The organism is uncultured Algoriphagus sp. (assembly GCF_963974365.1).
Lineage (GTDB): Bacteria > Bacteroidota > Bacteroidia > Cytophagales > Cyclobacteriaceae > Algoriphagus.
Map to the genome: position 1 here is coordinate 377864 of NZ_CAXBBX010000002.1, position 20668 is coordinate 398531.

General features: G+C 39.7%; 18 protein-coding genes. 2 read left to right on the plus strand and 16 right to left on the minus strand.

Annotated elements, in window-relative coordinates:
• Positions 1 to 21 precede the first annotated feature (21 nt).
• From AACZ87_RS04160 to holA, 12 genes are all read right to left on the minus strand, one after another.
• Positions 22 to 720: an NAD-dependent deacylase gene (locus tag AACZ87_RS04160; protein WP_339865149.1), complete on the minus strand. Its 699-nt coding sequence runs from the start codon at positions 718 to 720 to the stop codon at positions 22 to 24.
• Between the two features lie 193 nt (positions 721 to 913).
• The gene (trmB, locus tag AACZ87_RS04165) at positions 914 to 1573 is read right to left on the minus strand and encodes a tRNA (guanosine(46)-N7)-methyltransferase TrmB (RefSeq protein ID WP_339865151.1); all 660 of its coding nucleotides are present in this window, start codon (positions 1571 to 1573) and stop codon (positions 914 to 916) included.
• Complete coding sequence (locus AACZ87_RS04170) at positions 1574 to 2905, minus strand: folylpolyglutamate synthase/dihydrofolate synthase family protein (RefSeq protein WP_339865153.1); 1332 nt, start codon at positions 2903 to 2905, stop codon at positions 1574 to 1576.
• A gap of 57 nt (positions 2906 to 2962) precedes the next feature.
• A complete protein-coding gene (locus AACZ87_RS04175) occupies positions 2963 to 3388 on the minus strand; it encodes a putative toxin-antitoxin system toxin component, PIN family (protein ID WP_339865155.1) in 426 nt (141 codons plus the stop codon).
• Positions 3375 to 3533, minus strand: coding sequence for a hypothetical protein (locus AACZ87_RS04180; protein ID WP_339865156.1), 159 nt, complete (start codon positions 3531 to 3533; stop codon positions 3375 to 3377). Before AACZ87_RS04180 ends, AACZ87_RS04175 begins: the two co-directional genes overlap by 14 nt.
• A gap of 114 nt (positions 3534 to 3647) precedes the next feature.
• Positions 3648 to 4604 (minus strand): energy transducer TonB, encoded by a 957-nt coding sequence (locus AACZ87_RS04185; RefSeq protein WP_339865158.1) that lies wholly within the window; start codon positions 4602 to 4604, stop codon positions 3648 to 3650.
• A gap of 4 nt (positions 4605 to 4608) precedes the next feature.
• Complete coding sequence (locus AACZ87_RS04190; protein ID WP_339865160.1) at positions 4609 to 4998, minus strand: biopolymer transporter ExbD; 390 nt, start codon at positions 4996 to 4998, stop codon at positions 4609 to 4611.
• A gap of 1 nt (position 4999) precedes the next feature.
• A complete protein-coding gene (locus AACZ87_RS04195; RefSeq protein WP_339865162.1) occupies positions 5000 to 5689 on the minus strand; it encodes a MotA/TolQ/ExbB proton channel family protein in 690 nt (229 codons plus the stop codon).
• Between the two features lies 1 nt (position 5690).
• Complete coding sequence (locus tag AACZ87_RS04200) at positions 5691 to 6485, minus strand: hypothetical protein (RefSeq protein ID WP_339865164.1); 795 nt, start codon at positions 6483 to 6485, stop codon at positions 5691 to 5693.
• A gap of 69 nt (positions 6486 to 6554) precedes the next feature.
• Positions 6555 to 8270 carry a TonB-dependent receptor gene (locus AACZ87_RS04205; RefSeq protein ID WP_339865166.1) on the minus strand — a complete coding sequence of 572 codons (1716 nt, stop codon included), beginning with the start codon at positions 8268 to 8270 and terminating at the stop codon, positions 6555 to 6557.
• A gap of 3 nt (positions 8271 to 8273) precedes the next feature.
• Positions 8274 to 11264, minus strand: a complete 2991-nt coding sequence (locus AACZ87_RS04210; protein ID WP_339865168.1) for a tetratricopeptide repeat protein — start codon at positions 11262 to 11264, stop codon at positions 8274 to 8276.
• 105 nt (positions 11265 to 11369) lie between these two features.
• Complete coding sequence (gene holA, locus AACZ87_RS04215; protein WP_339865170.1) at positions 11370 to 12398, minus strand: DNA polymerase III subunit delta; 1029 nt, start codon at positions 12396 to 12398, stop codon at positions 11370 to 11372.
• Positions 12399 to 12669: 271 nt separating this feature from the next.
• Between holA and AACZ87_RS04220 the strand changes: the two genes are divergently transcribed.
• A complete protein-coding gene (locus AACZ87_RS04220; RefSeq protein ID WP_339865172.1) occupies positions 12670 to 13398 on the plus strand; it encodes a tetratricopeptide repeat protein in 729 nt (242 codons plus the stop codon).
• Positions 13399 to 13515: 117 nt separating this feature from the next.
• On the opposite strand, the gene AACZ87_RS04225 is transcribed toward AACZ87_RS04220, so the two are convergent.
• Positions 13516 to 14358: a universal stress protein gene (locus AACZ87_RS04225; RefSeq protein ID WP_339865174.1), complete on the minus strand. Its 843-nt coding sequence runs from the start codon at positions 14356 to 14358 to the stop codon at positions 13516 to 13518.
• A gap of 7 nt (positions 14359 to 14365) precedes the next feature.
• Positions 14366 to 15286, minus strand: a complete 921-nt coding sequence (locus AACZ87_RS04230; protein ID WP_339865176.1) for a glyoxylate/hydroxypyruvate reductase A — start codon at positions 15284 to 15286, stop codon at positions 14366 to 14368.
• 187 nt (positions 15287 to 15473) lie between these two features.
• On the opposite strand from AACZ87_RS04230, the gene AACZ87_RS04235 reads away from it, so the two are divergent.
• Entirely contained in the window at positions 15474 to 16319 is an 846-nt protein-coding gene (locus AACZ87_RS04235; protein ID WP_339865178.1) for a DUF2911 domain-containing protein, read from the plus strand.
• A gap of 61 nt (positions 16320 to 16380) precedes the next feature.
• Here AACZ87_RS04235 and AACZ87_RS04240 read toward each other — a convergent pair whose 3' ends face one another.
• Positions 16381 to 18102, minus strand: coding sequence for a sodium:solute symporter (locus tag AACZ87_RS04240; RefSeq protein WP_339865180.1), 1722 nt, complete (start codon positions 18100 to 18102; stop codon positions 16381 to 16383).
• A 103-nt stretch (positions 18103 to 18205) separates the two neighbouring features.
• Positions 18206 to 20662, minus strand: a complete 2457-nt coding sequence (locus AACZ87_RS04245) for a PIG-L family deacetylase (protein WP_339865181.1) — start codon at positions 20660 to 20662, stop codon at positions 18206 to 18208.
• Positions 20663 to 20668: the final 6 nt, after the last annotated feature.

Genomic DNA, 20668 nt, shown 5'->3' on the forward strand with positions numbered 1-20668 from the left:
GTTTTCCTTCCTGAACAAAAATTAAATTTCAGACTTTAACAATTTCTCCAAAGTCTTCATGCCTTTTGTGGCATTTTCAAGGATATTAATCACTTTCCTTCTAAAATTTACTTCTGGGTTTCTTGGATCAATAACATAAATCAACTTTTCATCTGCCACAAAATCCACCAAACTAGCAGCTGGATATACTTGAAGAGAAGTCCCAATCACCACAAAAACATCCGCTTTCATGGCAATTTCTATAGCAGTTTCCATCATAGGAACTTGTTCCCCAAACCACACTATATGCGGTCTAAGTTGACTTCCCTTTTCACATTTATCCCCTTCTTTTAATTCCCAGTGATCCAGGTCATAAACCAATGTTGGATCCAAAGTACTTTGAGCTTTTTTCAACTCACCATGTAGATGAGTGACGTTAGTAGATCCTGCACGTTCGTGAAGATCATCTACGTTTTGAGTGATGATAGAAACCTGAAAGTCTCTCTCCAGCTCCGCTAAAATAAGATGTGCCTCATTAGGCTCACAATCCAGCAATTGCTTTCGACGTTGATTATAAAAATTTTGAACTAGCTGCCGATTCCTTCTCCACCCTTCTGGTGAAGCCACTTCCATCACGTCATGACCTTCCCAAAGTCCTCCAGAATCGCGGAAGGTTTTTATCCCACTTTCTGCAGAAATTCCAGCACCGCTGAGTACAACCAAATGCATCTTTTTGCTCATGGTTTATTGGGATTTTGGATCTTGTAAATTTCGAATGACCACAGTTGAATCTACCTAATTCCACGCAAATTAATACTGTAAAGGATCGATGATAATCGCAGATTTTTCTATAGCGATCAAAGTAAATTCAACGAGTCATTTGAGCAAATCTGCATCATTTATTCGCGAAGCTCTGCGGGAAATCTAGTAAATCTTAAATAAACCTACACTTGAGGTATTTGATCTTTTCCCCCTTATCAGAAAACATCTTTTCGTATCGCGTCTGTATGCCAAAGTGGTCATCTTTCCACTCAGACTGATAGAAATCATGCGTAAAACCAATCACCTCGATGTCTTCTCTACTTTGGAATAGCTCCAATGAGTAATTAAATAGATCCGTATTGTCAGTTTTGAAGTGCAAAAAGCCATCCTTCTTTAACATAGGCTTATACATATCCAAAAAACGTGGTGATGTCAATCTACGCTTTTCATCTCCATCCCGAGGAAATGGATCTGGGAAAGTAATCCAAAGCTCAGAAATCTCATCCGCAGCGAAGTACTTTTCGAGAAGTTCAATCTGGGTTCTTAGAAATGCCACATTGTGAATCCCCTCTTTGGTAGCTGTCGAACTGCCCCTCCAGATTCTGCTTCCTTTGATATCTACACCAATAAAGTTTTGATTTGGGAAATTACGGGCTAACCCTACTGTAAACTCACCCCTACCGCAAGCGAGCTCTACTACGATTGGGTTAGGATTTTGGAACTGTACTTCATTCCAGTTTCCTTTGATTGTTTCAAAAATTGGCTTTCCAGCCTGGATTACATTTGGATTCTCCTCATTTTCTTGGAAGCGAACCAGTTTTTTTCTACTCATCTAAAGCTCTTCGATTTCTGCAACCACAAAAGTACTCCCTCCTACAAAAATCAAGTCATCTTCCGCTGCATTTTTTCTGGCAAATGCTAAAGCTTTATTTATGCCAGGAATAACTTCACCTTTCAAACCCGCTGAAACCGCTTTATCAGCCAATTGATCGGCAGGTAAAGCTCTTGGGAGTTTTGCTTCGCAAAAAACATAGTTTGCCGATTTTGGAAGCATGGATAGCACTTTGGAGATGTCTTTATCCTGAACCATGCCCAAGACAAGCCATAGTTTTTCAAAACTATATGTCTCTAATTGGGAAAGGATTTCTCGAAATCCAGCTTCATTATGTCCTGTGTCACAAATGACTGTCGGATTGGAGGACAACATCTGCCATCTTCCCTTCAAGCCAGTTAATTCTGTCACATTTTTCAAACCTTCCAAAACTGCCCCAGTTGGCAAATTCCAGCCCATTTGCCTCATTTGAGCTACGGATTCAAGAATTCCCGGAAGATTGTACTTCTGATAATTCCCATTAAGACCAAAAATCAGATCAATCGTTTCTTCTCCCTGTGCCGTGGTCTGTGTCTTCACAGACCATTCTGACTCTTCACTATTGACAACTTTATATTTGGTTTTACCTTCCTCTTCAGCAACTTTATTAGCTTTCCAATTTTGATCCGCAAAAGTGATAGTCGCGTTCATCGTCTTGGCTTTTTCCAAGAAAACAGCCTTCGTCTCTTCATGCGTCTCGCTGATCACCACAGGAACCTCTTTTTTAATGATTCCAGCTTTCTCCCCTGCAATCAATGGCAAAGTATCTCCGAGGAACTGCACATGATCAAAACCTATATTGGTAATCAGAGAAAGCTCGGGGGTGATAATATTGGTACTGTCAAAATTGCCGCCCATGCCCACTTCAATGATTGCAATATCTACTTCCTGCTCTGCAAAATGCCAGAATGCCATTCCAACTGTCATTTCGAAAAAGCTTGGTTTGAGTTCATCTAGAAAGCTCTTGTTTTCTTCCACAAACCGAACTACTAGCTCAGGGCTTATTTCCTGTCCATTAATTCTGATTCGCTCAGTGAAAGATTTCAGATGAGGCGAAGTGTAAAGTCCGGTTTTATAACCAGCGCTTTGAAAAATAGCAGCTAAACTATGGGAGGAACTTCCTTTCCCATTTGTACCTGCTACGTGAATTGATTTGAATTTCTTTTCGCGATTTCCTAGGTGATCACAAAGTGCAATTGTACTCCTTAGATCCTTTCTGAAAGCAGATGCTCCCACTCTCTGAAACATAGGAAGGGAGTTAAACAAGTAATCCAGCGTCTCCTGGTAATTCATTAATAATTACAATTTATAGAATTGAAGTTTTATGAAAAAAATACATTATTCCTAAAATCACTCTTTAGTGAGTTTATCCAAAAAATCAGAAATTTTCAGAATTTCCGTTAAGCCCGACTTTTCAATCACCAATAAATCATTATCTCCTGTCACTAGATAGTTTGCGTTCCCGTCTTTTGCCAATTCTAAGAGAAAATCGTCATTTGAATCTCTGCAAACTTTCATTTTGCTCGTAACATCAATCAATTCAATGAAAGGTTCAAAAACACCTAACATTTCGTTAAAGGAATATTCATCAAAATATTTACAGAGTTTAGGCTTTTTGATTGTTTCCCGAATCTCTTCAATAAATTTTTCACTAAACAGAAGCTTTATTTTATTGGATGATAATATTGGCTCAAGTTGATTAATACGATTTGATATAATAAAACTTATCCAAAGGTTGGTATCAATAACAACCCGGATTTGTTTATTTTTCTTCATTTCTAGAAGTCCTTACTTCATCAACCATTTTAGCTATTTCTTCAATGGATGGAGCAGAATCAGAATCTTTTCTCATTCGCATCAAATAGGCCTTCATTTTAGAAATAGGATCGCTACTAACCTTAATAAGATTCAAGTCTTCCATATCTCTAATTAGTTTTAGAGCTTTTGGATTTAGAATTTCAATTTTGAGCGCCTCCATAGTGATTGTAGAATATTATTCTAATCAAATTTAAAGAAAGAGAACGATAAATTGTTCTTAATCAACCTTAATAACAAACGTGATTTTCCCAGTGGAAAATTCAGCTGCAGCACCACCTTGTTTTTTGAAAGAGATCTGATTTACTACCTGACGGTAATAAGCAAGCACATCATTGGAAACATTGTACTCCAAGGGAACTGCCTGTACAACCCTTCCCAAATCGTCAATGGTAATTTTAAAAACTATTCTACCATTTCGAGTAGATACTCTATCATTGATATTAGGTCGCTGTGCGAAATCCCATCCAGCAAGATCTAAGCTGTAACCATCTCCTGAGTTAGCTCCTTTTCCAGACCCAACACCCATAATAGCTCTTCCGTCAACTGTACCCTTTGGATCACCTTCATCGCCTTTTTCGTTGGACGTACCTTGAGCACCTCCAGATGCTGGAGTAGTTCCTTTTCCTGATGTTCCGCCTGCGCCAAAGATTGCTCTTTGGTCAATTTTCGGTTTTTCAGGAGCTTTTTGCACAGTTTCTTTTTCTTCAGCTTTTGCTGGAGTTTCCACCGGTTTAGCCACTTCTTTCTTAACTGGCTCAGGTTTTTTAGTTTGTTCTGTAGCTTTCTCCTCTCCTCTGATCGGAGAAGGCTTCGTAGTGACAGCCTTATTCACAGAAGGTTTTGGCTGAGCTGTAGGCTTAGCCGTTTCAGTTTTTGGACTTGGAGGAGGTGTAGCTGGTTGTGTTACCACTTCAGCGACTTGGCCAGGAGCAGCATCTTCTACTACTGGAGTTGGAGTTTCTGATGGAGGTGCAGGGCTATTTCTTTCACCTGAGCCAGTCGGTGTAAATCCTAGGTTCAATTCCAAACCAAAAGTAGGTAATGGAGGAACGGGCTGCTTCCAAACCACAATAAAGTAGACCGCAATCAAAAGCAACACGTTGAAGATAATGGTGATTATCCACGATTTCTTTTTGCTTTCGCTCTCTATTTTATCTGCATTCCAGTATTCCATTGCTTTAGAATGGTTTTGTTGCGATTGAAACATTTGCTTCCAATCCTGCTGCAATTCCTCCTATCTCCACTAGATATTCCACTGGAACATCTTTATCGATGTGAAGTACTACTTGACCATTTTTATCTTTAAGTAAAGAAGTCAATTCATCCTTAATTTGTTCCCTTGGTACGATTCGATCGTTCACTGAGTATTTAAGATCCTTAGTAACTGTAACGGTAACTTCCTGCATAACGATGTCTGAAGTTTCGCTGGAAGGCAAATTCACAGGCAATCCAGATGGAGTAATGAAGGAAGATGTTAGCATAAAAAAGATCAACAACAGAAAGATGATATCTGTCATGGATGACATGCTGAATGCCGGATCTACTTTATTTTTAGCCTGTAGTCCCATTTTATTTGTCTTGTAACAAGTCAATAAATTCGATCGAAGAATACTCCATATTGTGGACAAGCTTCGACACTTTCGATACTAGAAAATTATAACCCAAGTAAGCAATAATACCTACCACCAAACCTGCTGCAGTAGTGATCATAGCTTCATATATACCCTCAGAAAGAAGTTTTGGTGAAACCATTCCTTCTTCTTGTGCTATAGCAATAAACGCTTGTATCATACCTGCAACCGTCCCCAAGAAACCAATCATAGGTGCCGCTCCAGATACCGTTGCTAAAAGATTCAAGTTTTTCTCCAACTTATAAATCTCGATTTTACCAACGTTCTCAATTGCTACTTCAATATTTTTCAATGGAGAACCAATACGTTCCACTCCTTTGGCAATCATATTTGCTACCGGAGTATGTTCACCTGCACAAAGAATTTTTGCTTTTTCAGTTTGTCCACTTTGTACTAAAACCTTCACCTGGTCCATCAGATGCGAAGAGGTAGTTGAAGCTTTATTTAGTGTGATTAATCGTTCGACAAAGATGAAAATAGCAAGTATGAACAAAAGGTAAAGTGGGACCATCATATATCCGCCTTTGATTAGAAGGTCAAGAAGTCCGATATCATTGTTGGTGGCACCCATCGCCAGGCTATCTGCTGCAGAAATTGTATCTGTAGAGAGCGTTTGAAGTAGAATCATATTAATATTTCAAAATCCATAAATCTTCTGTGTATTGGTCCTTGACCCGAGCGAGCTCTTCATTGATGGCTGTCCATCCTCTTGAAGTTCCTATTGCCAAACGATAGTTTGTTACATCTTCGTATGGCAAAATCAGATAAACTGTCTCTGCTCTATTCTTATATTGCTCTGCTTCTTCCAAAGCCAAAGCCTCATTTGGGAGGCTTCCTACGATAATATAGAATTGAGGTCGATCAGCTTTTTCTTCAACTCGAACCAAAGTTCCTGATACCTCTGACGCAATAGTTGTACCAGTTTGAGCTGATTCTGCGACAGGTGAAACAGAAGTTATAGAATCTGAAATATTTCCTTGATTATCAGTTAATTGCGTTTCTTCACTTGTGGTAGAATTGATAGCTACTTCATCATTTTCTTCGATTGCTGCATCTTCTTTTGATTGAGCAACTAACTCTGTAGATTCTGGAACTTGCACTACAGATTTATTCATTTGCCAGATAATAACTACAACTACTGCCAAAGCTAAAAGAGCTGCGATCCAAACCCAGGAATTATTGGATTTCTTTTGCTCCACTTTTTGTGCTTTTTGCTCAGGTTTAGAGACTTTTTCTGCTTCGACAAAAGAAGGTTTTACAGCTTGTATTGTTCTCTTTTTAACTTCACTTACATCAACTGGAGCTATAACTTCTTCCTCTTTTTTAGCTGCCTCAGTTTGAGTCAGAGGCACAACTTCTACATAAGGAAGCCCATAGTCTTTTGGATCTGTCCAATGCTTATTACCTGTAGTTTTTTCAGTCATCTCTATCGGGGAATGTTACGAAACTAAACGAAATGAGCCTAAACCCCAACCCAAAGCATCAAACAAATCTTAGAATTTAAAAGAAGCTCCGCCAATAAACTGAATTCCTCTTGTAGGATAGTTTAACCACCGCATATTTTTTCCATTAAGTAGATTGTTGCCTTCGGCAAAAACTGAGATCCTATCCGTAATACCGTAATCTGCCTTCAACTGTAAATCAGCAATAGTTTTCAATTTTACTACTTCAAAAGGTCCCGTAATTCCCACAACATCACTTAAATCTTCACCTCTGGCTTTGATTCCACCCATTAGATTCAGATTAGCCTGCACAATCAAACGCTCAATCGGAGTCACTTGATTATTGATTCTCAATTCCCAAACAGGCCTACTCCAAGCTTCAGCCTGTGTACTTAAATCGTATTGGTACAAATCCAATCTACTGTTGAGCGAATACAAATCAGAGAATTTATACCCTAGTTCAGCATTGATATTGAAGACGGTCGTCTTTTCATCATATACCAACTGGAATTTCTCGGTTTCAGAATCAAGTGTATTTGAAGTGTAGTTATTCACAAAGAAATACATCTGATTGTATCGACTCATGTTGATCGCACCACGATAGCTGAATGCTCCTTGAAACTGACCTTCTATCCCACCTTCGATCTTATAGTTTTGAACGGTATTGAGCAATTGCTCACTTGGACCTAAATAAGGATTCTCCATCACAAAGCTGTAATAGGTATTACGCTTCACATCGCCTGAAAACTCACCAAAAAACCCAAACTCTTCCGCAAATTGATAGCTTGCTTTAAGCACTGGAAACACATGAAAATCACTTGATTTGTTTTCTAAGGAGTCATTTTCAGACACAAGATTCAAACCTGCTGTGAAATTAAATGCTTCATACTGATAAGACACCGTTGGTCTAACAGCAAAGTATGTTCGTTTTAACGAATAATTTAGATCCTCTGGACTAGTAGAAAAATAGGATAAACCAACCTTGCCTGCCCAATCTTCGGTAGGTCGAAATGTTCCGCTGGCTTCCACTCCGAATTGATTCTCCTTCACCATGTAGCTGTCAGTGAAGTTTCTGAAACTCAGTTGTCCTTCATAGGAAAAAGGACCTACTTTCTCGATCTCACGAATCCCCGCTTTTGCCTCAATTGCTTGTAGGACATTTCCCTCAAAGCCTCCCTCAACTTCTGTATCTGATACATATCTAGGATCAACTCCATAGAACTGATAGCTATCCTGATTCCAACTTAAGCCTCCAAAGACTTCGACTTGATCTGTGAAGTAACTTCCATCAAATCCAAGATTTGTATGGGCCTCCTTAGATTCTTCAGCCAGTACAGGTCCTTTTCCAAAACTCTGATGATTCAACTGCAAGGAATAATTAAAATCCGCGATGTCCGTACCCATGTATCGTGCTTCCAAAAGTGGGGAAGCAAAATTACCATACCCAGCTCGGATATAACCTCGATAGAGATCCATTCGTTCGGGAGAATACACTTTCTGAGATGGCTCAGGCTTTAACTCCAAAGGTTTTAAATTTAAAGGATAGCTCGTCACCAAATAGTTATACTCATTCAATCCTGTAGGCTTAGGAAGCACGGGAAGTTTCTCATACATTCTTGGCTGTACAGGAACAGTAAGCACTCTGTCTTTTCTGATGACAAATTCCTGATCAGTCACAGCTCCTTTTTGCTGCGTTTGTGACATTGCCCATCCGGATGTCAAACCGATAAATCCTGTCAAAAGGATAGTTTTCGCTAGCTTTTTCATGGTTTACTTAAGGGTTTGAAGTTTGGATTGAGCCATTTCTTTAATTTCTGGATTGGTAGAATTCTCTACGATAGATTCCAAGGTCGCTTTTGCTTGGAACTCCTCTCCGCTTTTCAAATAGTTGTCTGCCAAAAGAAGGAAGATCCTCCCGTACCAATAATCGTAATTGACAAAAGGCCCTGACTGATCAAAAATCAGTTCATTCGATTGTTGGATTTCACCTTTTTCCTGAGAGGCTAAAGCCAAAAGATAAAGTCCCTCGGCACCTTGCTCTGTTTTGTAATCTGCAACCAGCGCGGTTAAGGTCAGTTCTGCTTGTGGTTTTTGATTCAAGCCAATCTGAGATTTTGCTTTGATTAGCAATGCTTTAGGAGAAGTCTCCGGAATCACACCATCTAGTGTTGCCAAGCGTTCAGCTTGCGTAATCGCTTGTTGATATTTTCTTGTTTCAAAATTCGCAATCATTAAGCCCTGGACTGCCTCTGCCTCTTCGGGCTTACTGCGTGCATTTTGAACTGAAGTTTCTAGGTATGGAATTGCTTGCGCAAAATTCCCTCTCTCCAACTCGATCACTCCGATCTTCTGCATTGCGCGGATACGCTGAGGAGAGGCAGGCTCTCTTTCCAAAGTCTTAAATTGAGCCAAGGCTCTTTCCGTATCACCTACCTGCAAGTAGCTATCGCCTAAGAAATATAAAGCATCTGCCCGCTGAGCTGACTGAGGATAACTTTTAAGGTAATTTTCTAAACTGCGTATAGCTTGAGTATAATTCTTATCAAAGAAAGCTCCCTTTGCTGCTTCAAATTCCAAGGATTGGACACTTCCACTGCTAGGATTAGAACCTTTATATTTTGTCAAGTAATCAGAAAACTCTCCTGATCTACCTTGGAGTGCAAGAGTCTCTTGAAGACCTTTCAGTGCAGTTTCAGCATTCTGAGCATTTGGGTGATCATTCAAGATAGTACTGTAATCCTTAATCGTCTGATCGTAATTCTGAAGTGAGAAATTTGCAACAGCTCTACCCTCTAATGCATAAGGAACAAATGGGCTATTCGGCTTAGAACTCAACAAATCTGAGAAAGAAACTGAAGCAGCTTGGTAGCTCGTCTCTTCCATGTAGATCTGTCCACGTTGATAAAGCGCATCTTCTAAATACAGGCTATTCGGATATCTTAAGATCAAAACATCCAATTGTCCTAAAGCCTCCTGATTTCTTGACTGGAAATTCTGTACCACTGCCAATCTGTAGTAAGCATAATCCACTCCTGAATTCCCTTCATTAATGGCCCGTTGGAAAGTAGAGGCGGCTTCACCAAATCTCTTCTGCACATAATAACAATCCCCCAATCTCAAAACAGCATCATCGTATTGCTGCTTGTTTGCAATAATTTGTCTGTTTTCGGTAAATTTCCTGAACTGATCTTCTGCTTTAGGGTATTGCTGAGAGTTGAAGTAAGCGTAGCCAAGTCCGTAATATGTCTTCGCAACAGTGCCATTGGCTCCAGAGGGACGATTGGCAAGTACGGATTCATAGGATTTGATTGCCTGTGGTAAATTATTCGCGGCAGAATTGATCTCCCCTTTCCAAAAATGCGAGTCTAAAACCAGATTTTTATCAACTGGAAACTTCAATGATTTATCTAGATAAGCTAAAGCTGGATTCCATTTCTGGTCACGGTAATAAACCATAGCTTGATAGAAAGCCACTTTCTGATAAGCCTCTTGAATTCTCGGCGACTTATTGGTAATTCTGTCCATCTGATCGATGGCACGTAAGTAGTCATTGGTATTTACCAGTGCTTCAGATAGTAAATTCTCCGCTTCAGCTCTATATTTTCCCGAAGGATAATTCTCTACATATTCATCTAATGCCGTGATTGCATCCTGAAAGCTTCCTTTCTGCAAGTTCACCTTCGCATAGTTGAAAATTGACTCCTCTTTGATCGCAGGATTAAAATCAGATTTGGCAGCTGACTGAAAACTAGTAGACGCAAATTGATAATTCTCCAACTTCAAATACGAATGAGCCAAGTAATAACTGGAAGCTTGGCCAATCTCATCTGTGGAAGATGCGGACACTTTCAGGTAATCTGTAGCACGTTGGTAGTTTTTGATTTCAAACTGAGATATCCCAGCCTTATAAATTTCATTTCTTCCTAGCTCCTCACTCGGACGAGAATTGATGAAAGCGTCATAGTTATTAGCAGCCTTTGGAAAGTTTTTCTTTGCGTAATACGCTTCAGCAAGATATAAATAGATCAAATCCTTTTTCTCCAAATTCTGACCATTCGTCAACTTAGGCTCTGCATAGCTGATCAACTGATCATAGCTGCCTTGCTTATAATATAGTGCTGCCAGTAGATAGGGTACCTTATTGGCGTAATATGGAGACTGCGAAGCTGTTTGAAGGTCAGCAATTGCTTTGGCAGTATTCCCATTTTCCATAGCGATAAAACCGCTGTAATAGTAGGAATCAAAACTAGCCTGTTGATTTAGTGCTTTTCCTTTATCAAAAAATGGGGCAGCCTCTGTGTATTGATTCAACTGAAAATGAGAATATCCCTGCTTGAAAAGTACTTCAGCCTGTTGCTCCACAGGTAATTTTTCAGCATCTACCAATTGATAGCTGTCAACCGCTTCGGCAAAATTTCTTTTGAAGAAAAAATGATCACCGAGATACAAACCTGCAGTGGTCACTGAAGGATCATTTCCGTGATCATAAATGTATTGCTTCATCAAGCCAGCACCATCCGGGCTTTCTATCTGAAGTGCCGACATGGCTCGGTTTAGTTCTGCGGCTTTAGCTTGTCCAGAGTTTATAGGTTTTGCCAGCAGCCTTGTATTATCATAAATACTTGCAGAAAAAAGCTGCTTATCAAAAAGCTCCAGATTGTGGTCTAGCTTCTGTTGTGGACTTGTCTGATAGAGGCTAGATTGGGAATACGCCTCCAAACTAAGTCCAAGGCTCGCAAGGAGCACAAGGTGATATTTCATCTGTCTGTATTTTATTTATTATGGCCAGATGGAATCTCGAAAAGTGAAAATCATGTCATTACCTGACATTCACGTATACTCGATTTCATAGTGTGGCTTAGGTAATCAATGCAAAATCTTGTAAACAAGCTCACGGAGGTTTTCAGCTTCGCTCATACTTCCGGAGTCAACTCCTTTGAAACGAAGATCAGCCTCTTTGATGTATGCGAACACATCAATTACCTTGCCCAAATTGTAGTTTCTGGACGCTACTAAATATTCTTTCACCACAAAAGGTGGAAGCCCTAAAAGGCTTGCTAATTGCTGCTCACCTGCGCCATTTCTCTTTGCCTGGTGAATCAAAGCAATTCTGGTGAAGTAGTTAAACAACAGCGAAAACATAGGAATCACTGGATTTGCTTTCGGGTTTTGGATAAAATAATGGATGATTTTATTCGCTTTCACCACATCCTTAAATCCAATTGCATTCAAAAATTCAAAATTATTATAGTCTTTATTTATTCCGATATACTTGGAAATGTGCTCGTTAGTAATTTTTGTCGGCTCTCGGAAATTAATCAGCATCTTCCCTATTTCATTGGAAAGCACTTCCAGATTATTTCCGATAGAATCAGATAATAGTTGAGCTGAGCGTTTATCTATCGAGTGTTCAGTTTCTTTGATGAAACCCTCAATCCAATCTGTCAACTTATAATCCTTGACCTTATCTGAACGCACATAAACCGCCTTTTTATCGAGTTCTTTATACAGAGCAGATCTACCATCCAATTTTTTGTACTTGTGAGCAAAAACCAGAATTGTACTTGGAAGTGGATTTTGCACGTAGCTAATCAATAGTTTTTGTGATTCCTCTTTGGTAAGATCCGACAAACTCTGAGCTTCCTTGATAATCACAACTTGGCGATCAGCCATCATTGGGAATTTTCGAGCATTATTAAGGATCAATCCCACATTTGAATCTTTTCCATATAGCACCACTTGGTTAAAACCACGCTCATGTTCAGCAATCGCATTCTTCTCAATGAAGTCTACAATCTCATCAATAAAGAAAGGCTCCTCCCCATCCAAAAAGTAAATTGGAGCAAACTTTTTCGCTTTCAGTTCTTTAAGTACAGCTTGTGGTTGTTGGGGCATAAATCAGAAGTAATCTCAAGCCTTAAAGATAACAGGCCTATCCATTTGCGTGCAAAAACCTAAGAAAGATTCTTTGGTAAACTATTCAGGCGTTAACTTTGTATTTAAAGGTGTAGATAGTTGGAAAGTGGAAAGGTTTGAAGTTTGAAAGGTGTTAAAGTTTTAAGTTATAAGATATAAGGGAAAATTGATTGATCGTAGGAAGTTTGATCATTAATAACAATTTGCACCCTCTGCGAAACCTCCGCGCACTACGGTTAAATAAGAAATCATGAGCTTCGAAAAAGGAATAGAATTATATAAATCAGGGAAGTTTGAGGAAGCTTTGACCATTTTCAATGGATTGGTCAAGGAGACTCCTAATCATCCCCAGCTTCATTTGAACCGGGGAAGAATTCTCTCCAGACTTGGGAAAACTGAAGAAGCTTTGGTTGATTTTGATCTGATCACTTCTCTTGAGCCATACAATACCGATTTTATCTCCGACAGAGCTGTGGTTTTACACTTGCTCAAACGAAATGAAGAGGCACTATCCGAATTGGATCGTGCAGCAAATCTGGATCCTAAAAACCCCTATCGATACAGCAGTCGCGCCTATCTAAAAGATCGAATTGGAGATCTGGAAGGAGCAATAGCAGATTATGAAAAAGCAATCGAATTAGATCCTGAAGATGCTGTTTCTCACAACAACAAAGGATTGGTAGAAGAGAAATTGGGATATCAAGCCAAGTCAAAAAAGAGCTTTGAAAAAGCCGATGATCTAGTAGGCTACAAACCAACCGAGAGTTCGAAGCAAAATTCTACCTCTTCTGAGGAAAACTCGGAGCTTCCGAAAGTTGGTTCGATACCAAAAGAAGAGCCGATTGCACCAGTTCAAAAAAAGGAAATGACTTTTAACCATTTTTTGAACACCTTAGGCTCTGTTTTCAATAATGCACATACCCGAAAAGAATTCGGTAACTATTTGAAGGGATTGTTTGGTGGGAAAAAGAGCGATTAGCATCTATGCAATATCCAAACATGTCAGATGGGACGAAGTGGAGATTTATCTAAATAAGGATTTGGCTTCTGCGACCTCTCTGTCTTTCTTCATGCACTTGGTGGTTCAAAAAATCACTCAAAAAGACTTAATCACCCACAATGGCTTATTGATGAAATAGGCCATTTTTTTTGATAAACTTTTTGAAAAAATCTGATCAAAGAAGGACTTCTTTTCACTTAACGTCACTAGAATATCACCTTTGGCAGTTTGCAGGTAATTCTCCAATCCCAAGGCAATATCATCTCGGAAAGACTTTAACACAAAATTGACTTTATCATATTTGATAAATGGCTCAATCTCTTCCACCATTGTCTCGTGCAGTGATTTATCCAACGCTTTATGCGTACTACTGACATGGACTATATCTATCTCTGAATCAAAAAATCGTGCAAACTCAACAACTTTTTGAATCGCAATTTTATCCTCTTCCAAGTAATCGCTCGCATAGACAAGTTTTCTTGGCGACTTGAAATACACTTTTCTAGGAACAACTAAAATATCCCTGTCCACTTGTTCAACTATTCTACTAGCTCTGGACCCTATGATATTTTCTCTGAAATCATTAACTCCCTCGGTGCCCATTACGAGTATATCGGCATTCATTTCCTCCGCATATGCTAGGGTTTCCTTGACAATATTCCCTTCTTTCACTACGGAGATGCATGTATTCAGGCCCTTTTGAATACTCTCTTTAAGAACAGCCTCCTGAAGATTTTGAAGTTTTTCTAGCACAAAGTCCATTTGATTTTTTCCAGTGACATCTGAAGGAGATAATTTCTCATAATCCTCCCTATTCAGCACATGAAACAGAATCAAGTCAGCTTTATATTTTTCACCCATTTTTGCGGCATACTCAATTGCATTCAATGAGCACTCCGAAAAATCTGTGGGGCAAAGAATCTTAAAAATCTTTTCCATATAAAAATCAGTAACCTTTGGACCGGTTAACGAGATTAACGAGCTCTCTGTTCTCCCGTATACGTTTGATGTTTTCTATCACCTGAGGTGCTGCTGCTTGCGGGTTCGTTACGCTCGCTATATGTGGCGTCATGGTTATTTTCCAGTTTTCCCAAAAAGGATGACTTTCTGGGAGCGGCTCCTCTCTATACACATCCAGCATGGCTCCTGAAAGCTGCCCCACTTCCAGCGCTTTTATCAAATCATCTTCTACCAAATGCCTACCTCGAGCTACGTTAATTAGGTAGGTATTCGGATTACATTTTTCAAAAAGGGAAGTGTTTAATATGTTTTCTGTATCTGGAGTAAGCGGCAGTAAGCAAACCAATACGTTCACTTCCTTCAAAAATTCCTCTAATTTATCTTTTGTGTAATAGGAATATTCAAAATCGCTCTTCTCCGAGAATCCAAAACCAACCACAGAGAATCCCATGTAATTCAATTTATCCATCACATCTTTCCCCAAAGCTCCCACTCCCATCACCCCTACGGTCACATCAAGCTCAGGATAGCTCATATCCCAAACTTTCCTAGTCTGGTTCATTTGAAATCGAGGTGATCTTCTATGGTAATTAAGAACAGCCATCACCACATAGTTTGTCATCGAAAATGTCAACTTTTCATCGACAATCCGTACAATGGGAATATTTTCAGGAATTGACTTATCCCTCAAAATATGATCTACACCAGCTCCCATGGAGCTAATCAACTTCAAATTCGGGAAGTCAGAAAGAATTCCTTCAGGATGTTGCCAAAGGAAAACGTACTCTACCTTTTCAGGGGAGGTGATTTCTGGATAAACTTCAATATGCAACTCTGGCGCAAGTGCTTTAAACTCTTTGATCCAAACCTCAGGATTTTTACCAGGACTTATAATAGCTAAACTCATATTGTTCTATACGGGTGAAAAAGGTTGAAGATTGGAAACAACAATAAACGTTCTATTTGATGTGGAAAAATGAGCAATGCTCGTTGTTATTTTGCCTTAAAAAGCATCAAATTGCAGCGATATTCAGAACATAATCTCAGCTTTTACGCTTGTGTAACTCATTACTAAAATTAAAAATTCAATTTCAATGAAACAAAAAATAGCTTTCACTTTAGCCTTTTTACTTTGCTGCGCTGTTTCTTTTGCCCAGCAAATCCAAATGCCTCAGGCATCCCCATCGGCTAAAATTGCCCAAAAAGTTGGCTTGACGGATGTGACCGTAGATTACAGCAGACCCAGCACCAAGGATCGTAAGATTTTTGGAGAGCTTGTTCCTTATGGACAGGTTTGGAGAACAGGTGCCAATGGCGCAACAGTTCTTTCTTTTTCTACCGATGTAATCATTGACGGTAAGAATATTCCCGCAGGTCAATATGCGCTATATGCCATTCCAGGCAAATCTGAGTGGACGATGATTCTCTCTAAGAACATCAAACTCTGGGGAGCGATCGGTTACGATCAAAATGAAGACCTTATCAGATTCAATACTAAGCCCGAAAAACTTAGCAAGAAGGCGGAAACCTTTGAGATCAGTTTTGCAAATATGACTGATACCGGTTCTGACATTTCTCTGAAATGGGAAAATACGAGAGTTGATTTCAGAATTGAAACAGAAGTAGATCCACTAGTGATGGCTCAAATCAAAGAATTTGTAATAGATGGCGATAGTTCAGACCCAAGTCTGCTTTATTCTGCTGCAAGCTATTATTACACAAATAATAAGGACATCAATCAAGCTTACAGCTGGATAAATGAGTCTGTAGATGCCGATCCGAAATACTGGACCATGCACTTGAAGGCAAAAATAGAAGCTGCTTTGGGAAAGAAAACAGAAGCGGTAGAGACAGCAACGGAAGCAATTGACTTGGCTGAGGAAGCCGGAAATCCAGACTATGTTGGACTAAACGAACGATTGATTAAATCATTGAGGTAGTTGAATGTACGATGCTAGATGCTTGGATTACAAAAGCCTCCTGTTGGGAGGCTTTTAATATTTATGATAGACTCGTGTCTTTTGAAGGAATGATCATCTGAAGCATTGCTGCAAAAAACATCACAGAAAGACAACCGATAGGATTATACCAAAGGAATCCAATGTCCCAAAGATTACCATCCATTACATCGCCGTTGCTGAAATGGACAAATAAAACCAATGCCTGCGAAAGCAAAGCAGCAATAAATACAGCCTGACCTTTCACCCACTTCATAAAGAATGCCACCAAAAATATACCGAGAATCGTCCCATAAAATAGAGAACCTAACAGATTAACTGCCTGAATGAGGTTCTCAAATAGAGAAGCATAAGTAGCAAAGAGTATAGCCCCCATTCCCCAAAATGCCGTGAATAATTTGGATGATGTTAAATAATGCTTGTCACTCGCACCCTTTTTAATCGACCGTTTATAAAGATCAACTGTGGTTGTAGACCCGAGCGCATTAAGTTCAGATGCCGTGGAGGACATCGCCGCTGAGAAGATCACTGCGAATAGCAACCCTATAATACCTTTTGGCAAATTATCCATCACAAACCGCATAAATACGTAATCTGTATCGCGGGTTTCCGCAACTGGATCGTTGATGACGATCAGTTCTTTCACTTCATCACGAATAGCTTGCTGTTCAGATTTCAATACTTTTAATTTCGAACGAATTTCAGTCTCCTTGCTCTTGTCCTCTTGTTCAATCGCATCAAGCATTTCCAGATAAGAGGATTTACTTTCTTCGAAATTCTCAGCGTATTGGCTTTCTAAACCCTCAAATTCGCCAACATACTCACTTTGGCGAAGCTTGTCAGTTTGTACTTTGTTAAAAACTACTGGAGGCAAAAAGAACTGATAAAAAACAAATACCATCACTCCAATAAATAGGATAATGAACTGCATGGGAATCTTTAAGAATCCGTTCATGATCAATCCCATTCTGCTTTGCGAAAGTGTCTGACCCGAGAGATATCGCTGCACCTGACTTTGATCAGTACCAAAATAAGAAAGAAATAGAAAAACTGCCGCAGTCATTCCTGACCAGACATTGTAGCGATCAGAAATATCGAATTCAAAGTTGATCATGTTCAATTTATCCATTTTTCCAGCTACGTGCATAGCTTCTTGGAAAGAAATTGGGAGCATTTGGATAACGATAATCCCAGCCAAAATCATCCCTCCCATCATCACCGCCATTTGCTGTTTTTGGGTGATAGATACAGCCTCAGTGCCACCAGACACGGTGTAAAGAATGACCACGGAGCCAATGAGGATATTAGTAAAAGTAAGGTTCCAGCCAAGCAATGTAGATAGAATAATCGCCGGAGCATAGATAGTGATTCCAGCAGCCAAACCTCTCTGAACGATAAATAGTAAAGCTGCTAGTGTTCGAGTTTTCAGGTCAAATCGATTTTCGAGAAACTCGTATGCTGTATAAACTTTCAGTTTGTAATAAATCGGAATAAAGACAACCGAAATAATGATCATTGCTAACGGCAACCCAAAGTAAAACTGAATGAATCGCATTCCGTCTTCATAAGCTTGTCCAGGAGTGCTCAAAAAGGTAATGGCAGAAGCCTGAGTAGCCATTATAGACAATCCAATCGACCACCAATTCATGGAGTTTTTTCCACGCAAGTAAGAGTCTAAACTCTTTGGCCCATAGGTTTTATACACCCCATAGGTGGCTATCAGTGCCAAAGTTCCAAAAAGGACTACCCAATCTAACGTGCTCATGCGTATGCTACTTTAAGCCAATAAAAAATAGCCATTAGTATCAATAAGCATGCAATTAGACCTGCATATAGGTTTTTCCAGCGAATCTGTTTCTCTTCCAAAATTATTGCTCGATCAAATTGATGAATAATTTAGTAGCGCCTGGTACACCTGCGGGCAACTCTCTAAAGAATGATATCCCAGTATAAATGAATGTCCCTTTTCCATACTTTGCATAGATCAACGATCCATTTAACGGTTTTTCGCCTGGATCTTGGAAAGTAAGTGGCGTAGCGTACTCAGGAGCAATGTCAGATTCAAAATACAATCCTCTTTCTTGGATCCAGCCATCAAAATCTTCCTTTACAATCTGATTTGGCCCAGACAAAATAGGGTGTGCCCAATCTGCTGTGAATGGAGAATTTTCTACCGTCACTCGATCTCTACTGATAGTAAATGGATATGGCCCTAGGTTCTCAATGAGAAGCGGTCTGCTCACATTGTATTGGGCCACCACCGTTCCACCATTTTCTACGTAAGCCAGTAGATTTTGCTGATTAGCAGCCAACTCAGAATTCGTATTGTAAGCTCTGATCCCAACTACAATGCTCTTGTATTGGCTAAGGTTTTCCAAAGAGAAGTCTGTAATTTCATTGACCTGATATCCTAGGGATGAAAGTACTGCTGGCACATCATCTCCAGCTCCCATGATGTATCCGATTTTTGCACCGGACACGTGCCAGTTTTCCTGAATCAGATTCATCGAAGCCGGAGAGAAATAGGTCAAATTAGGAATATGCTTGTAGGAAATCCGGTGAGTTACCTGGTCAAACGTTTTTCCATCAGCCGTTTTAAATTGAGCTACAACTTCTCGCTTTTCATTTTTATCCAATTTGAAAGAAACTTGATAGATCCTTTTCTTCTGAGTGACATTATCCTCTACACCCACTATTTCAAATTCAGAATCAGAAAGGTTTTTGAAAGTCAAATCTCCTTTCTTCAGGTTACCATTGAAATTAACAGTCACGGTTACTACTGGATTTATACCCGGAATCAGAAACACGTTCAGATCTGATACTTGCAAATCAATCTCTGGAACAATGGTAAATGGCTGCTTTACTTCCCCATCTACCTGATCATTGTATTTGTATTCCAAAGGGATGGCGGATTTAAATAGTTGCCCATCAATTTTAAAAGTCAATTCTCCACCTGCTTTCATGTCGTTAAAAGGCTTGCCGATCATTAGCTGGTCTTTCACATCGTATATTGCAGTAACCACAGGGTTCAAGAGCCAATACGGTTGAGACAAGGGGGTATCCTCTGCCAATTTGAATTCTACAGGAACTACAGCAGGAATGTTATTAGCTACCGCCTTATTATCAGCAGCATAATCGCTGTCATAAAGCTGTAAAGAAACGTCCGTGAGCAAAACAGGCGAAGGGTTATTCACTACAAGGCTGGCTTTGATTGTCTCCCCTGCAAACCCTAGTTCCTGATTGGTCACAAATTCAATTTTCAAACCAAGTATTTCAAAAATCACTTGATCCAGCATCTTCGCCTTTTCTGATACCCAATCAGGTTTGTTGGAAAGCCGCGTAAGTTTGGAGCGGATTTCAGTTAAAGCTTTTAAATTGACAAGAGGATCTACAAAGGAAAACTTCTCAATTGCACTTTGAATCATCGCCTCAATCTCCATACCGCCTTCTAGCTCGAGCCACCGATCAGCGACTCCTTCAAAAGCTGAGGTTTCAAAAAAGTCTCCTTTGATGAATTGCAAATGATCATCTGAAGCTCCAATTCTAGGAGTTGCTCCAAATCCTTGGGATTTATGCATTGTACGGCTATTCGCAGCAATTTCGCTGTAGGTCACTCCTAGTAAGCTATTGAATTCTCCAACCGGGATGACTGCATATTTCTCTGTTTCGATAGCTTTGAACTCTCCTCCAAAATTGTAAGAGTTCCAAAACATTCTTCGGGGCTGCCAAGTTTCTACATACTTCAGCTGCTCTGGAAAAGCTTTCGGATCCGCAGCCAAATCAAAAGCTTCTTCAGCTAAAATAGCAGAAGTAGTATGATGTCCGTGATTTCCACCCGGAATTGTATTGAATCGTGTGATGATGATATCAGGCCTGAATTTTCTCACCACCCACACTACATCAGAAAGCACCTTCTGTTTATCCCAATTTTGTAGCGTTTCATCAGGATTCTTAGAATAACCAAAATCCATTGCTCTGGTGAAAAATTGTCTACCGCCATCGGTCTCCCGTGCTCGAAGCAGTTCCTGAGTCCGGATTTGTCCCAATTCTATTCCGAGTTCTTTACCCAATAAATTCTGACCTCCATCTCCTCGAGTCAAACTTAAGTATGCTACCTGAGCATGTTCGCCATTTCGTAGCGCTGCTATTAGTTGGGTATTTTCATCATCCGGGTGAGCCGCCACATATAATACTCGCTTGGTTTCATGGAGTTGCAGTAGCTGATGATATATCTCAGAGGAAGGCACTGTCTGTGCAAAACCTGTAAAACTGTAAATCGATATAAGAAGTAAAGAAAAACACTTGATCAAATCAGAGTTGGTCATAATTGG

Coding starts and splice junctions, on each gene's coding strand:
- AACZ87_RS04210 (WP_339865168.1), bottom strand. CDS start 11,264: ATGAAATATCACCTTGTGCTCCTTGCGAGCCTTGGACTTAGTTTGGAG.
- AACZ87_RS04205 (WP_339865166.1), bottom strand. CDS start 8,270: ATGAAAAAGCTAGCGAAAACTATCCTTTTGACAGGATTTATCGGTTTG.
- AACZ87_RS04175 (WP_339865155.1), bottom strand. CDS start 3,388: ATGAAGAAAAATAAACAAATCCGGGTTGTTATTGATACCAACCTTTGG.
- AACZ87_RS04200 (WP_339865164.1), bottom strand. CDS start 6,485: ATGACTGAAAAAACTACAGGTAATAAGCATTGGACAGATCCAAAAGAC.
- AACZ87_RS04170 (WP_339865153.1), bottom strand. CDS start 2,905: ATGAATTACCAGGAGACGCTGGATTACTTGTTTAACTCCCTTCCTATG.
- AACZ87_RS04225 (WP_339865174.1), bottom strand. CDS start 14,358: ATGGAAAAGATTTTTAAGATTCTTTGCCCCACAGATTTTTCGGAGTGC.
- AACZ87_RS04235 (WP_339865178.1), top strand. CDS start 15,474: ATGAAACAAAAAATAGCTTTCACTTTAGCCTTTTTACTTTGCTGCGCT.
- holA (WP_339865170.1), bottom strand. CDS start 12,398: ATGCCCCAACAACCACAAGCTGTACTTAAAGAACTGAAAGCGAAAAAG.
- AACZ87_RS04180 (WP_339865156.1), bottom strand. CDS start 3,533: ATGGAAGACTTGAATCTTATTAAGGTTAGTAGCGATCCTATTTCTAAA.
- AACZ87_RS04160 (WP_339865149.1), bottom strand. CDS start 720: ATGAGCAAAAAGATGCATTTGGTTGTACTCAGCGGTGCTGGAATTTCT.
- trmB (WP_339865151.1), bottom strand. CDS start 1,573: ATGAGTAGAAAAAAACTGGTTCGCTTCCAAGAAAATGAGGAGAATCCA.
- AACZ87_RS04185 (WP_339865158.1), bottom strand. CDS start 4,604: ATGGAATACTGGAATGCAGATAAAATAGAGAGCGAAAGCAAAAAGAAA.
- AACZ87_RS04195 (WP_339865162.1), bottom strand. CDS start 5,689: ATGATTCTACTTCAAACGCTCTCTACAGATACAATTTCTGCAGCAGAT.
- AACZ87_RS04220 (WP_339865172.1), top strand. CDS start 12,670: ATGAGCTTCGAAAAAGGAATAGAATTATATAAATCAGGGAAGTTTGAG.
- AACZ87_RS04240 (WP_339865180.1), bottom strand. CDS start 18,102: ATGAGCACGTTAGATTGGGTAGTCCTTTTTGGAACTTTGGCACTGATA.
- AACZ87_RS04245 (WP_339865181.1), bottom strand. CDS start 20,662: ATGACCAACTCTGATTTGATCAAGTGTTTTTCTTTACTTCTTATATCG.
- AACZ87_RS04230 (WP_339865176.1), bottom strand. CDS start 15,286: ATGAGTTTAGCTATTATAAGTCCTGGTAAAAATCCTGAGGTTTGGATC.
- AACZ87_RS04190 (WP_339865160.1), bottom strand. CDS start 4,998: ATGGGACTACAGGCTAAAAATAAAGTAGATCCGGCATTCAGCATGTCA.